This window comes from Lysobacter sp. 5GHs7-4 (assembly GCF_021284765.1).
GTDB lineage: Bacteria > Pseudomonadota > Gammaproteobacteria > Xanthomonadales > Xanthomonadaceae > Lysobacter.
The window spans coordinates 1,686,957-1,699,472 of sequence record NZ_CP089924.1 but is presented as its reverse complement, the minus strand read 5'-3'; the positions used below and the strand labels follow the sequence as shown (position 1 = coordinate 1,699,472).

The following is a 12,516-nucleotide window of genomic DNA, read 5'->3' as shown; positions in this document are numbered from 1 at the left end:
GCCGACGCGAATCGCTTTTCCAAACGAAGCCTGAATGCGAAGGCCGTGAGGGCGAAGACGGCTGCGCATTCAAGTCCGAGGTCGGCGGCCGATGTCTCGAGACGGGACCGCACCACAGACCGCGGCCGACGCGCAGTCCATGCGCCACCACACAGCGCTGGTGCGAAGAAGGCTGAAACCCAGCAGCCGCAAGGACTTCCGGTGCCGGCGCGGCCGCGAGCAGGCCGCCGCGCACGAGCGGGGACGGTCTCGCACGCGGGTGTTCGTACCGTGCACTACCGCCGCGAAACAGGCAGCGTCCCACCCGCCGGCCGCCTTTGCGCGCTCTCTGCGACAGCACGGCCTGGCGGCGTCCCGACGAGCCGATGCTCCATGAGCGCATAAGCGATGGTTATGTGGGGCCCGCCCGAAGATCGGACCAAATTCCGCACTCGCTATCGCCTTGCGCGCGCGTTTGCGCGGAATCGGCACGGACGCAGCCGGGGCCATCGGGCCGCGCACGACCGCGCCGGAACGCATACGCGTACTCAGCGCAGGTGCTTGTCCAGGAAGGCCAGCACGGTGTCGTAGTACTTACGCCGGCTGGCGTCACCGTAGAACCCGTGCGCTTCCTGGGCGGGGAAATAGGTCTCGTAGTACTTGCCCGCCTTATCCAGCGCGCGCTTCATCGCCTTGGCGTGGGCCGGCGGCACCCGCTCGTCCAGCATGCCGTGCACCAGCAAGATGCCGGCCTTGATTTCGCCGGCATGACTGGCCGGCGAAATCCGCTCCAGCTCCGCTTCGTCCTTGCCCAGCGTGGTGCGCAGGAAGCCACGGCCGTAACGGCTGCGACGGATGTCGCCCTTGCTGTACATCAGAGAAAGATCGTAGGGCCCGGCAAAGCCGACCACGCAGCGGTACAGATCGGGCTCGCGCACCGCGCCCATCAACGCCGCGTAGCCGCCGTAGCTGCCGCCCCAAATGCAGATGCGGCGCGCATCGACGCCCGCATTCGCGATCGCCCACCGGGTCGCATCGGTGAGGTCGTCCTGCATCGCCGCGCCCCATTGACGGTACCCGGCTTCCATGAAGTCGCGTCCACGCCCGCCCGAGCCGCGGAAATTGACCCGCAACACCGCGTAGCCGCGCGTGGCCAGCATCTGCACTTCGCTGTCGTAGTACCACTCGTCCTCGACATCGAACGGCCCGCCGTGCGGCATCAGCACCAGCGGCACCGGGGCGCTGCCTTCCGGACGCGTCAGCCAACCGCGGATGCTCAGCCCGTCCCTGGCCTTGAACTCGACCGGACGCGTCGGCGCCATGTCGGCGGCATTCAACCAGGGCCGGCTCTTGACCAGCAATTCGAGCTTGCCGGTGCCGGTATGCAGCAAGTAGTAGCGCGACGGTTCCTTGGCGCCCTCCACCATCACCACCGCCAGGCTGCCGTCGCGGCTGGCACTGGTGATGTGCGCGAGTTCGTTCGGAAACTCCTGCTCCATCGCGCGCAGCAGGCGCGCGTGCGGATGGGCCTCGTCGAAGAACTGGGTCTTGGGCTGCATGCCGCCGTAGACCGCACCGACCGGCTCCCTGCGATCCAGCGACCACACCAGGCCCTGCGGGTTGCTGTCCGGATCGGAGGCCACGACGATGCGTTCGCCGTTGTCCAGGTCGATACGCTCGATGACGTCCGGCCCCTGCTTGCGCTCGCTCCACAGGTAACCGTAGCGCCCGTCGGCGCTGGTGCCGTACGGCGTGACGCTGACGCCGCTGACGGATTCGTCGTTCACCAGCAACCACTGCTCGCCCTGGCGCCGATACAGGTGTTGCTTGCTGTCCTTGTCCCAGCTCCAACTGAACGACACCCGGCCTTTGCTGTCGGCCAGGAACTCGGAGTCCGGTTCGGGCGAACCCACCACTTCTTTGCGCTTTTTTCCAAGCTCATCGTCGAGGTGGCGTTTGTACACTCCGGATGCGCATTCAAAACGATCGCCACTGCGCAAACGGCTACGGCTCGGGTCGCAGCCCCTCACCAGGACCATGCCCGGCTCGTCGAGAAAGCTCAGTACATTGGCGCCCCAGCTCGCGCCGTTCTTGCCGTCCACGTCCAGCCAACGAACGCCCAGCATCTCGTCCGGCTGCTCGGCCTTGCCTTCGCGCTCCAGAATCGTCGCGTACACGCGTCGGTCGGATACCCAGTAGTAGTCGTCGACGAAGCGGTTCGCCCCCGGATTGAAATGGGCGACCAGCTTGAGATCGTCGCGGCGCAGGATCGCCATCACCGTCCGATCGGCCTGCGGCACCTTGACGACGAAATACTCGCCACTGGGCGACAGGATCAACTGCTCGAAACGCGCGTCCTTGAGAAAGTCGTCCAGCGTGGGCGTCCCGGCCCAGGCATTCGCGGCCGTAGCCGCGGTCGTGGCCAGCAAGGCGGCCAACAGCAGTACACGCATGATTTCCCCTGATGCCGGATTGCCCGGCGCGGCTAGGGTAGCCCGTTCCCGCGCGTCCAGGAACCGGCCGCGCCGGCCTCAGCGGCCGGATCGGCAAAGCCCCAGGCGCGACCAACGGCCTATGCGGGCCGCCCCGCGCGCGCGATATCCTGAGCGGATCGCGGCGTCCGCCGCCTCCTAGAGACCCCGTATGCGCCTGCGTAAGTCGCCGCTAGCCCTGGCCCTGCTGACCGTCACCCTCGCCGCCTGCCAGCCGAAGACGGCCGACGCGCCGCAGGCGCCCGCAGCCGCCGCCGGTGCCGCGACCGCCAGCGCCGACGCCGCCGTCGACGCCCGCTTCGCGGCCCTGTCCAAGCAGTGGCTGGACGGCTGGCTCAAGCTCAATCCGGTCTCGGCTACCCAGATCGGCGAGCACGCCTACGACAGCGAGGTCGACGACCTCAGCGAGGCCGGCCGCAAGGCCCAGGTCGATTTCGCCAAGAAGCTGCTGGCCGAGCTCGACACGGTCGATCTGGGCAAGCTGTCGCGCGAGAACCAGATCGACGCGGCGATCCTGCGCAACCAGCTGCGCTCGGACGTGTGGGGCATCGAAACCCTGCAGAGCTGGGCCTGGGATCCGCAGGTCTATAGCGGCCTGGCCGGCGGCGCGATCTACAACCTGATGGCGCGCGAGTTCGCGCCGATGCCGCAGCGCCTGAAGGCGGCGACCGCGCGCATGGAGAAGATCCCGCAGATCTTCGCCCAGGCCCGCGCCAACCTCGACCCGACCCGGGTGCCGAAGATCCACGCCGAGACCGTCGCCAAGCAGAACGCCGGCGTGCTCAGCCTGGTCGACACCTTCATCGTGCCCAACGCCGGCAAGCTGCAGGGCGCCGACCGCAAGCGCCTGGACGCTGCCGTCGCCGGCCTGCGCAAGGCGGTGGCCGAGCAGCAGAAGTGGCTGGACGAGACCCTGGTGCCCAACGCCAAGGGCAATTTCCGCATCGGCCAGACCCTGTACGACGAAAAGCTGCAGTACTCGCTGAACTCGTCGCTGTCGCGCGCCGAAATCAAGCAGCGCGCCGAGGGCGAGCTGGTGCGCGTGCGCAACGACATGTACGCGATCGCGCAGAAGGTGCTGAAGGACAAGGCCGGCGCGCCCGCGCTGCCGGACAAGCCCAGCGCCGAGGAACAGCAGAAGGCGATCGAGGCCGCGCTGGAACTGGCCTACGCCGAGAAGCCCGCACGCGACAAGGTGGTCGACTTCGCCAAGCAAACCCTGGCCGACGCCACCGCGTTCACGCGCGCCAAGGACCTGGTCACGGTGCCCAACGACCCGGTCAAGATCATCCTGATGCCGGAGTTCCAGCGCGGCGTCGCGGTGGCCTATTGCGACTCGCCCGGCCCGCTGGATCGCGGCCTGGACACCTACTACGCGATCTCGCCGATCCCGGACGACTGGAGCGACAAGCAGGTCGATTCGTTCCTGCGCGAGTACAACAACCGCATGATCCACCTGCTGTCGATCCACGAGGCGATGCCCGGTCATTACCTGGAAGGCGCGCATTCGGCCAAGTCGCCGTCGACGCTGCGCGCGGTGCTGCGCTCGGGCCTGTTCGCCGAAGGCTGGGCGGTCTACACCGAGGACATGATGGCCGACGCCGGCTATCTGGATAACGACCCGCTGTTCCGCCTGGTCCAGCTGAAGTTCTACCTGCGCACCATCGCCAACGCCATCCTCGACCAGGGCGTGCAGGTCGACAACTGGAGCAAGGAACAGGCGATGGAGCTGATGACCAAGCAGGCCTTCCAGCAGGCCAGCGAGGCCGAAGGCAAGTGGGTGCGCGCGCAGCTGACCTCGGCGCAGCTGCCGACCTACTTCGTCGGCGCGCAGGAGCACTTCGACATGCGCAAGGCGGTGGAGACCAAGCTGGGCGCGCAGTTCAACGCCAAGGCCTACCACGACCGGGTGCTGTCCTACGGCGCCCCGCCGGTGCGGTTCGTGCGCCAGATGATGCTGGACGAGCCGATCAAGTGACGCATCGGCCCGCGTGCGCAGCACGCGGCTTTACCGATGCGTCATCCCCGCGAACGCCCGAGCGCGTAGCGCTCGGGCCGGGACAGCAAGTCGCGTCGCAGTGCGCCGAAGGCGATACGAAGCATGGCGCTGAAGCCACTGGATCCCCGCTTTCGCGGGGATGACGAATCGGGGGTGGCGTTGCCGCCAGGAGCTTCGACGGAATCGCGCGACATGGGACATATCGCACGACACGGGGCATGGCGCTGAAGCCACTGGATCCCCGCTTTCGCGGGGATGACGAATTGGGGGTGGCGTTGCCGCCGGTAGCTCCGACGGGGATCGCACGGCAGATCAGTCGAAAGCAATTCCGCTTCCGCTCCATCTCCGGCTTCGGCCTCATCTCCGGCTCCTGCTTCGGCTTAAGCTCGTCATCCCCGCGAAAGCGGGGATCCAGGAACTTCAGCGCGGACGGCACCAATCGCGGTTCACGGCCCGCGAGCCGTCAACGACCGCAACAGCCGTCCCCTCAATGATCCCGTCCGTTCCACTTCATTACGTTCAACGACGACAGATCCACGCCCTCCAAGCAACGCACATTCACGCACCCCATCGGCGACCCATCCGGTCCCGTGCCTTCGCTGAAAGGCGACACACCGCAATTCGTGCAGAAGTGGTGCGCGATCGCGCCGGTGTTGAAGCGATAGGTGCCCAGGTTCGCCTCGTCCGTGGTCACCTGCAGCGCCGAACGCGGCACGAACCAGAGCAGGCCGCCGCGCCGATGGCACATCGAGCAGTTGCAGTCCAGAACCTGATCGATGTCGCCTTCGACCTGGTAGGCGACCTTGCCGCAATGACAGCTACCGGTATGCGTCGTCATCTCGTCCTCGTGGGTGGGCACGCCGCGATCGGCGCGTGCGGAGCTTAACTCGGGCGCGCCGTGGTCCGCGCGTGACCCGGGCATCCGATCGGCTCGGATCGTGGCGGTCGACGCCGCTGACGCCGCGGTCGGCGTACCCTTGGCGCTGGGGCCTGCGGCTCGCCCCGCAGGCCCGCTCCGAACGCCACCGCCGCACGACCCGGCACGATCCGATGAAACCAGCGCCCTCCAAATCCGCGTCTCGCCAGCCTGCCGCCCCGTCCGCCGCGGGCGCCGTGCAACGCCGCGTGCATCGCCGCCGCGGCGCGCGCGTGAGCGAAGGGCTGGACGCGATCGCGGACGAGGTGCCGATCGCGCTGAGTTACAACGGCAGCGCGTTCGCGGTGATGATGGCCACGCCCGAAGACGTGGGCGATTTCGCGTTGGGCTTTTCGCTCAGCGAGGGCATCGTCGCCCGCGCCGACGAGCTGCGCGTCGACGGGATCGCGACCTCGCTGGAAGGCATCCGCGTGTCCATGACCATCCCCGAGCCGCGCGCGGCCGCGCTCGAGCAGCGCCGCCGCAACCTGCAAGGCCGCAGCGGCTGCGGCGTGTGCGGCAGCGAGAGCATCGAGGCGGTGCTGCGTCCGCCGCCGCGGGTCGGCGACGGTATCCGGATCCGGACCGATGCGCTGCACCGTGCCCTGCACGAGTTGCAGCAGGGCCAGCCGCTCAACGCCCTGACCGGCGCCACCCATGCCGCGGCCTGGGCCGACGGCGAAGGCCGGGTGCGGCTGGTCCGCGAGGACGTCGGCCGCCACAACGCGCTCGACAAGCTGATCGGCGCGCTGGTCGCGGCCGGACACGAGCCGTCGCAGGGCTTCGCCGTGGTCACCAGCCGCGCGAGCTACGAGATGGCGATGAAGGCCGCGCAGGCCGGGATACCGCTGCTGGCCGCTATCTCGGCGCCGACCGCGCTGGCGATCGCGCTGGCGCAATCGGCGAATCTGACCCTGATCGGCTTCGCCCGCGACGACGGCCATGCCGTCTACACCCACAGGCAACGCCTGATCGAAGACGATGCCGACGACGCCGCGCGCGCCATGCGAGCGGCGCCCTCCCGCGCGCGCAAGGCCACGGAACGCAAGCCATGAGCAAGAAGACCATCCGCCCCTACGACGGCCCGGCCGGCGGCTGGGGCGCGCTGCGCAGCGTCGCCAAGCATCTGTTGGAGCAGGACGTGCCGGTGCACGGCGCGCGCACCCTGCTGTCGGCCAACCAGCCCGACGGCTTCGACTGTCCCGGCTGCGCCTGGCCCGACCGCGACCACACTTCGACCTTCGAGTTCTGCGAGAACGGCGCCAAGGCCGTGGCCGCCGAGGCCACGCGCCATCGCGCCACGCCGGAACTGCTGGGCGAGTACACCGTCGCCGAACTGGCCGGCTACAGCGACCAGTGGCTGGAGAACCTGGGCCGCTTGACCCATCCGATGCGCTGGGACGCAGCCAGCGACCGCTACCGGCCGATCGCCTGGGACGAAGCCTTCGCCCGCATCGGCGCGCACCTCAACGCGCTGGACTCGCCCGACCAGGCGCTGTTCTACACCTCCGGGCGCTGCAGCAACGAGGCCGCGTTCCTGTACCAGTTGTTCGTGCGCGAGTACGGCACCAACAACTTCCCCGACTGCTCGAACATGTGCCACGAACCTTCGGGCACGGCCATGAAGGCGCAGCTGGGGACCGGCAAGGGCACCGTGCAGCTGCACGATTTCGAGATCGCCGAGGCGATCCTGATCTTCGGTCAGAACCCGGGCACCAACCATCCGCGCATGCTCGGCGAGCTGCGCAAGGCCGCGCAACGCGGCGCGGCGATCGTGTCGTTCAATCCCTTGCGCGAACGCGGGCTGGAGCGGTTCGCCGATCCGCAGGACAAGCTGCAGATGCTGCACAACGGTTCGACGCGGATCTCGTCGGATTACTTCCAGTTGCGCATCGGCGGCGACCTGGCCGCGGTCAAGGGCATGATCAAGCGCACGCTGGAAGTCGATGCGCAGGCCCAGCGCGAAGGCCGCGAACGGGTGATCGACCTGGATTTCATCGCCGAGCATACGCAGGGTTTCGAGGCTTTCGCGGCCGAGGTCGCAGGCGAATCCTGGGACACCATCGAGACCGAGTCCGGCCTCAGCCGCGCGCAGCTCGAACGCGCCGGCGACATCTATCTGCAGGCCAAGAGCGTGATCTGCTGCTGGGGCATGGGCATCACCCAGCACAAGCACTCGGTCGCGACCATCCAGATGCTCTGCAACCTGCTGCTGTTGCGCGGCAACATCGGCCGCCCCGGCGCCGGCCCCTGCCCGGTGCGCGGCCACAGCAATGTGCAGGGCGACCGCACCATGGGCATTTACGAGAAGCCCGCGCCCGAATTCCTGGATCGCCTGCGCGAGGTGTTCGGTTTCGAGCCGCCGCGCGAACACGGCCACGACACCGTCGGCGCGATCGAGGCCATGCTCGACGGCCGCTGCAAGACCTTCTTCGGCCTGGGCGGCAATTTCGCCACCGCCACGCCGGACACCGAGGCCACCCACCGCGCGCTGCGGCGTTGCGAGCTGACCGTGCACGTGACCACCAAGCTCAACCGCAGCCACCTGGTCCACGGCCGCGACGCCTACATCCTGCCCTGCCTGGGCCGCACCGAGATCGACATCCAGGAAGGCGGGGCGCAGGCGGTGACGGTGGAGGACTCGATGAGCATGGTCCACCTCTCGGCCGGCATCAACGCGCCGGCCTCGCCGGACCTGCTGTCGGAACCGGCCATCGTCGCGCGCCTGGCTGCGGCCACCCTGGGCGCGCGCAGCCGGCTGCCGTGGCTGTGGCTGATCGGCGACTACGACCGCATCCGCGACCGCATCGCCGCGGTGTTCGACGACTTCCACGATTTCAACCAGCGCGTGCGCGTGCCCGGCGGTTTCCATCTGACCAATCCGGCGGCCGAGCGGCGCTGGACCAATGCCGCCGGCAAGGCGCTGTTCAAGGCCCACGCGGTGCCGACCGATCTGCCCGTGCATCGCGCCCGCGCCGGCCGCGAGCAACCGGTGTTCACGCTGGCGACCACGCGCTCGCACGACCAGTACAACACCACCATCTACGGCAGCAACGACCGCTACCGCGGCGTGTTCGGCGAACGCCGGGTGCTGTTCATCCATCGCGACGACATTGCCCGACTCGGCCTGCAAGCCGGCGACTGGGTCGATCTGGAAAGCCTGTGCGAGGACCAGGTCCGACGCATCGCCCGGCGTTTCCTGCTGGTCGAGTACGACATCCCGCGCGGCTGCCTGGCCGCCTACTACCCCGAGACCAACGCGCTGGTGCCGCTGTCCAGCTTCGCCGACGAGGCGCGCACGCCGACCTCCAAATCGATCCCGGTGATCGTGCATCCGCACCAGCCGCAAGCGGCGCAGGGCCTGCAATCGCCTCGGGACATCGGCCTTGTCCGAGTTGACTGAGCCGCTGCTGGCGGCGTTGGCCGAACATCCGGCCGGGGTTTCGCTGCCGCGCCTGTGCAAGCGTCTGCGCGTGCGCATGAGCGTGCTGCTGCGCGAACTGGCCTGGATCGGCGACGACGCGATCGGCGGCGAGCCGGGGCCGGGTTGGGTGCGGGTGGAAACCCAGGGCGAAAGCCGGTTGGCGGTCCTGACCGAACGCGGACGCGAGCGCCTGCGGCAAGGCGGCATCGCCGGCTGAGCGCGGTGTCGCGGTTCGGATGCGACACGGGTCCACGAGCGCTTCACCTCGCACGGCTATGCTCGGACACGATGCGATCGGCGGCCGCCGCTGGCGGTACGATCTGCCTCCCACGATGCCGCGTCTGCGATCGAGCGGCCGCCCCTTCCGGATGACGACACCCGCATGAGCCCCTCGCGCACCCAGAAAACCGCTCCCGCCGGCGACTTGTTCTCCGCGCCGCCCGGCCACGACGATGCGGCGCGCCGCGTGCCGCCGGTGGACGGCATCCGCGTCGGCATCGGCGGTTGGACCTACGCGCCCTGGCGCGACAATTTCTATCCCAAGGGACTGGTGCAGCGCCGCGAGTTGGAATACGCCAGCCGCGAGCTCAGCAGCATCGAGATCAACGGCACCTTCTACAGCGCGCAGAAACCGGCCACCTACGCCAAGTGGGCCGCGGAAACGCCGGACAGCTTCGTGTTCTCGCTCAAGGCACCGGGTCGGATCACCCAGTCGGGCGCGCTGGCGCGCAACATCAAGGCCGCGCAGGCCTTCGTCGACGGCGGCCTGGCCGAGTTCGGCACGCGTCTGGGGCCGATCCTGTGGCAGTTGGCGCCCAGCCGCGTGTTCGATCGCGACGATGTCGCCGCCTTCCTCGACGGTCTGCCGCGCGAACTCGAGGGCCGCGCGCTGCGGCATGTGCTGGAGGTGCGCAACGACAGCTTCCGCGATCCCGACTACCTGCGCCTGGCGCGCGAGCGCAAGGTCGCGACCGTTTACACCGACTCCGACGAATACCCTTCGCTGGCCGACATCACCGGCGACTTCGTCTACGCGCGCCTGATGCGTTCGCGCGCCGACGTGAGCACCGGCTATGCCGATGCCGAACTCGACGCATGGGCGGCTCGCGCCCGCGCATGGGCCGGCGGTGGCGATCCGACCGATCTGCCGCATGTCGGCGGCGTCGGCGAGGCCGGCGCGCGCCCGCGCGAGGTCTACCTGTATTTCATCAGCGCCGCCAAGGCGCGCAATCCGGCCGCGGCCATGGCCTTGCTGCAGCGTCTCGGCGCGCGCTGATTCGCGACCGCGCCGGCCTGGCGCCGGCGCACATGGCTAACGGCACTGTCCGCGGCCGCCGCCAGCGGCGAGGCTGCGGTGGATCCACGCCTACTCCGCAACGCGAGAAACGCGCCATGGCCAGCCGTCGGGATTTCATCGCCACCGCCACCCTCACCGCCACCGGACTGGCGCTGGCGCCTTTGGCGGCCTGCAGTCAGGACACGCCGCGCCCCTTGAGCGGCGAGCCGGCGAAACCCACCGGCGCACTCACCGCCGAGCAACCCTTCCGCGGCCCGCTGCTCAAGCGCGCGATCCCGGCCAGCGGCGAGCAGCTGCCGGTGATCGGCATGGGCACCTCCGGCAGTTTCGAAGTCGGCGCCGGCACCGACGCGCGCGCGCCGCTGCGCGAGGTGCTGGCGCGCTTCATCGACGCCGGCGCGACCCTGATCGACACCGCGCCCACCTACTCCAGCGCCGAGGACGTGCTGGGCGACCTGCTGGCCGAAGCGCAGGCACGGCCGAAGCTGTTTCTGGCCACCAAGCTGTCCGGCGTCAGCGGCCGCGACGAGGGCCTGGCGCAGTTCGGCGAATCGCTGCGGCGCCTGCGCACCGACAAGATCGACCTGCTGCAAGTGCATAACCTGCGCGACACCCGCACCCAGCTGGCGCTGGCGCGCGAGCTCAAGCAGCAGGGCAAGGTGCGCTACGTCGGCCTCACTCACTACCGCGACGATGCCCAGGCCCAGCTCGCCGAGGAAATGCGCGCGCTGAAGCCGGAATTCGTGCAGATCAACTACTCGCCGGTTTCGCGCGGCGCCGAGCGCACGATCTTTCCGCTCGCGCGCGAATTGGGCATCGCGGTGATCGTCAACCGCGCGTTCGAGGACGGGCGCCTGTTCGCGCAGGTGCGCGACAAACCGGTGCCGGCGTGGGCGGCCGAGGTCGGCGCCGACTCCTGGGCGCAGCTGTTCCTGAAATTCGTGCTCAGCGAACCGGCGGTGACGGTGGTGATACCGGCTACCTCCAAGCCCAAGAACCAGACCGACAACCTCAAGGCCGGCGTCGGCGCCCTGCTGGACGCCAAGCAGCGCGCGGCGCTGGTCGCCGCGATCGGCTGAGCCGCGCATGAGCGCCACTGCGCTGCAACGCCGTCTGGCCGGCCTGTTCGGCATCGACGAACGCGAGGCCGAGCCGGCGGCGATGGGCGTGCTGCTGTTCTTTCTGCTGTTCGCCGGCTATTTCATGCTGCGCCCGGTGCGCGAGACCATGGGCATCGCCGGCGGCGTGGACAATCTGCAATGGCTGTTCACCGGCACCTTCGTCGCCACGCTGGCGGTGATGCCGCTGTTCGGCTGGCTGGCCGCGCGCGTGCGGCGCCGGCGCGTGCTGCCCTGGACCTTCGGGTTCTTCGCCGTGAATCTGGCCGGCTTCGCGCTGGGCTTCCATTGGGCGCCGGACAACCTGTGGTTCGCGCGCGCGTTCTACATCTGGCTGTCGGTGTTCAACCTGATCGCGATCTCGGTGGCCTGGAGCGTGCTGGCCGATCTATTCCCGATCGACCAGGCCAAGCGCGTGTTCGCCCTGATGGCCTCGGGCGCGAGCTTCGGCGGACTGGTCGGCCCGCTGCTCGGCGTCGCCCTGGTGGGCCGCATCGGTCACGCCGGCTTGCTGTGGCTGTCGGCGGCGCTGTTGATCGCGGCCATCGACGTCGGCCGGCGCCTGCAGCGCTGGCGCGACGCCCATCCGCTGCCTGCGCAAGCCAGCGCCGCTGCGCGCGCGCGGCCGCTGGGCGGCAGCCCGTTCGCCGGCTTCACCGATGTGCTGCGCTCTCCGTTCCTGCTCGGCATCGCCGCCTTCGTGCTGTTGCTGGCCAGCGTCAGCACCTTCCTGTACTTCGAGCAGGCGCGTCTGGTCGAACTGACCTACCCCGACCGCGCCGACCAGACCCGCGTGTTCGGCACCATCGACGTGGTGGTACAGAGCCTGGCGATCCTGTCGCAGTTGTTCCTGACCGGCCGTCTGGCGCAGCGACTGGGCATCGGCGTGCTGCTGGTGGCGGTGCCGCTGGTGACCGTGTTCGGCTTCCTGTGGCTGGCGCTGGCGCCGACCTTCGCCGTGCTGGCGGTGGTGATGGTGGTGCGGCGCGCCGGCGAGTACGCCTTCGTGCGTCCGGGCCGCGAGATGCTGTTCACCACGGTGCCCACGCAGGCCAAGTACAAGGCCAAGAACTTCATCGACTCGGTGGTTTACCGAGGCGCCGATGCGGTCAGCGGCTGGGCCAAGGCCTTGCTCGATGCGCTGGCCCAGCATCCGGCGCTGGCCGCCCTGATCGGCGCCGCGATCGCGCTGGTGTGGGCCGGCACCGGCTACGCGCTGGCGCGGGCGCAGAGCCGCCGCGGCGCCGCCGATGCGGAGCTGCCGCAGAACGCGGCGTCTACGCCCTGACCG

The 12,516-nt window shown here is 69.2% G+C and carries 9 protein-coding genes; 7 read left to right on the top strand and 2 right to left on the bottom strand.

The features are described 5' to 3' along the window. Positions 1-527: 527 nt before the first annotated feature. The gene (locus LVB77_RS07435) at positions 528-2,432 is read right to left on the bottom strand and encodes a S9 family peptidase (RefSeq protein WP_232909514.1); all 1,905 of its coding nucleotides are present in this window, start codon (positions 2,430-2,432) and stop codon (positions 528-530) included. 196 nt (positions 2,433-2,628) lie between these two features. Between LVB77_RS07435 and LVB77_RS07430 the strand changes: the two genes are divergently transcribed. Then, complete coding sequence (locus LVB77_RS07430; protein WP_232910199.1) at positions 2,629-4,449, top strand: DUF885 domain-containing protein; 1,821 nt, start codon at positions 2,629-2,631, stop codon at positions 4,447-4,449. A 508-nt stretch (positions 4,450-4,957) separates the two neighbouring features. Here LVB77_RS07430 and LVB77_RS07425 read toward each other — a convergent pair. Further along, entirely contained in the window at positions 4,958-5,308 is a 351-nt protein-coding gene (locus LVB77_RS07425; RefSeq protein WP_232910198.1) for a GFA family protein, read from the bottom strand. A gap of 212 nt (positions 5,309-5,520) precedes the next feature. On the opposite strand from LVB77_RS07425, the gene fdhD reads away from it, so the two are divergent. The 6 genes from fdhD to LVB77_RS07395 all read left to right on the top strand — a co-directional run bounded on the left by fdhD (position 5,521) and on the right by LVB77_RS07395 (position 12,513). Continuing rightward, the gene (gene fdhD, locus LVB77_RS07420) at positions 5,521-6,441 is read left to right on the top strand and encodes a formate dehydrogenase accessory sulfurtransferase FdhD (protein WP_232909513.1); all 921 of its coding nucleotides are present in this window, start codon (positions 5,521-5,523) and stop codon (positions 6,439-6,441) included. Further along, the gene (locus LVB77_RS07415) at positions 6,438-8,789 is read left to right on the top strand and encodes an FdhF/YdeP family oxidoreductase (RefSeq protein WP_232909512.1); all 2,352 of its coding nucleotides are present in this window, start codon (positions 6,438-6,440) and stop codon (positions 8,787-8,789) included. The genes fdhD and LVB77_RS07415 overlap by 4 nt, the downstream gene beginning before the upstream one ends. Next, positions 8,773-9,027 (top strand): hypothetical protein, encoded by a 255-nt coding sequence (locus tag LVB77_RS07410; RefSeq protein ID WP_232909511.1) that lies wholly within the window; start codon positions 8,773-8,775, stop codon positions 9,025-9,027. The genes LVB77_RS07415 and LVB77_RS07410 overlap by 17 nt, the downstream gene beginning before the upstream one ends. Before the next feature lie 165 nt (positions 9,028-9,192). Continuing rightward, the gene (locus tag LVB77_RS07405; protein ID WP_232909510.1) at positions 9,193-10,086 is read left to right on the top strand and encodes a DUF72 domain-containing protein; all 894 of its coding nucleotides are present in this window, start codon (positions 9,193-9,195) and stop codon (positions 10,084-10,086) included. 116 nt (positions 10,087-10,202) lie between these two features. Next, complete coding sequence (locus tag LVB77_RS07400) at positions 10,203-11,186, top strand: aldo/keto reductase (RefSeq protein ID WP_232909509.1); 984 nt, start codon at positions 10,203-10,205, stop codon at positions 11,184-11,186. A 7-nt stretch (positions 11,187-11,193) separates the two neighbouring features. Beyond that, complete coding sequence (locus LVB77_RS07395; RefSeq protein ID WP_232909508.1) at positions 11,194-12,513, top strand: MFS transporter; 1,320 nt, start codon at positions 11,194-11,196, stop codon at positions 12,511-12,513. Positions 12,514-12,516 lie beyond the last annotated feature (3 nt).

Bases quoted from the DNA above. Each gene is read 5' to 3' on its own strand.
- LVB77_RS07435 (WP_232909514.1), bottom strand. From the start codon at position 2,432: ATGCGTGTACTGCTGTTGGCCGCCTTGCTGGCCACGACCGCGGCTACG.
- LVB77_RS07425 (WP_232910198.1), bottom strand. From the start codon at position 5,308: ATGACGACGCATACCGGTAGCTGTCATTGCGGCAAGGTCGCCTACCAG.
- fdhD (WP_232909513.1), top strand. From the start codon at position 5,521: ATGAAACCAGCGCCCTCCAAATCCGCGTCTCGCCAGCCTGCCGCCCCG.
- LVB77_RS07415 (WP_232909512.1), top strand. From the start codon at position 6,438: ATGAGCAAGAAGACCATCCGCCCCTACGACGGCCCGGCCGGCGGCTGG.
- LVB77_RS07405 (WP_232909510.1), top strand. From the start codon at position 9,193: ATGAGCCCCTCGCGCACCCAGAAAACCGCTCCCGCCGGCGACTTGTTC.
- LVB77_RS07400 (WP_232909509.1), top strand. From the start codon at position 10,203: ATGGCCAGCCGTCGGGATTTCATCGCCACCGCCACCCTCACCGCCACC.
- LVB77_RS07395 (WP_232909508.1), top strand. From the start codon at position 11,194: ATGAGCGCCACTGCGCTGCAACGCCGTCTGGCCGGCCTGTTCGGCATC.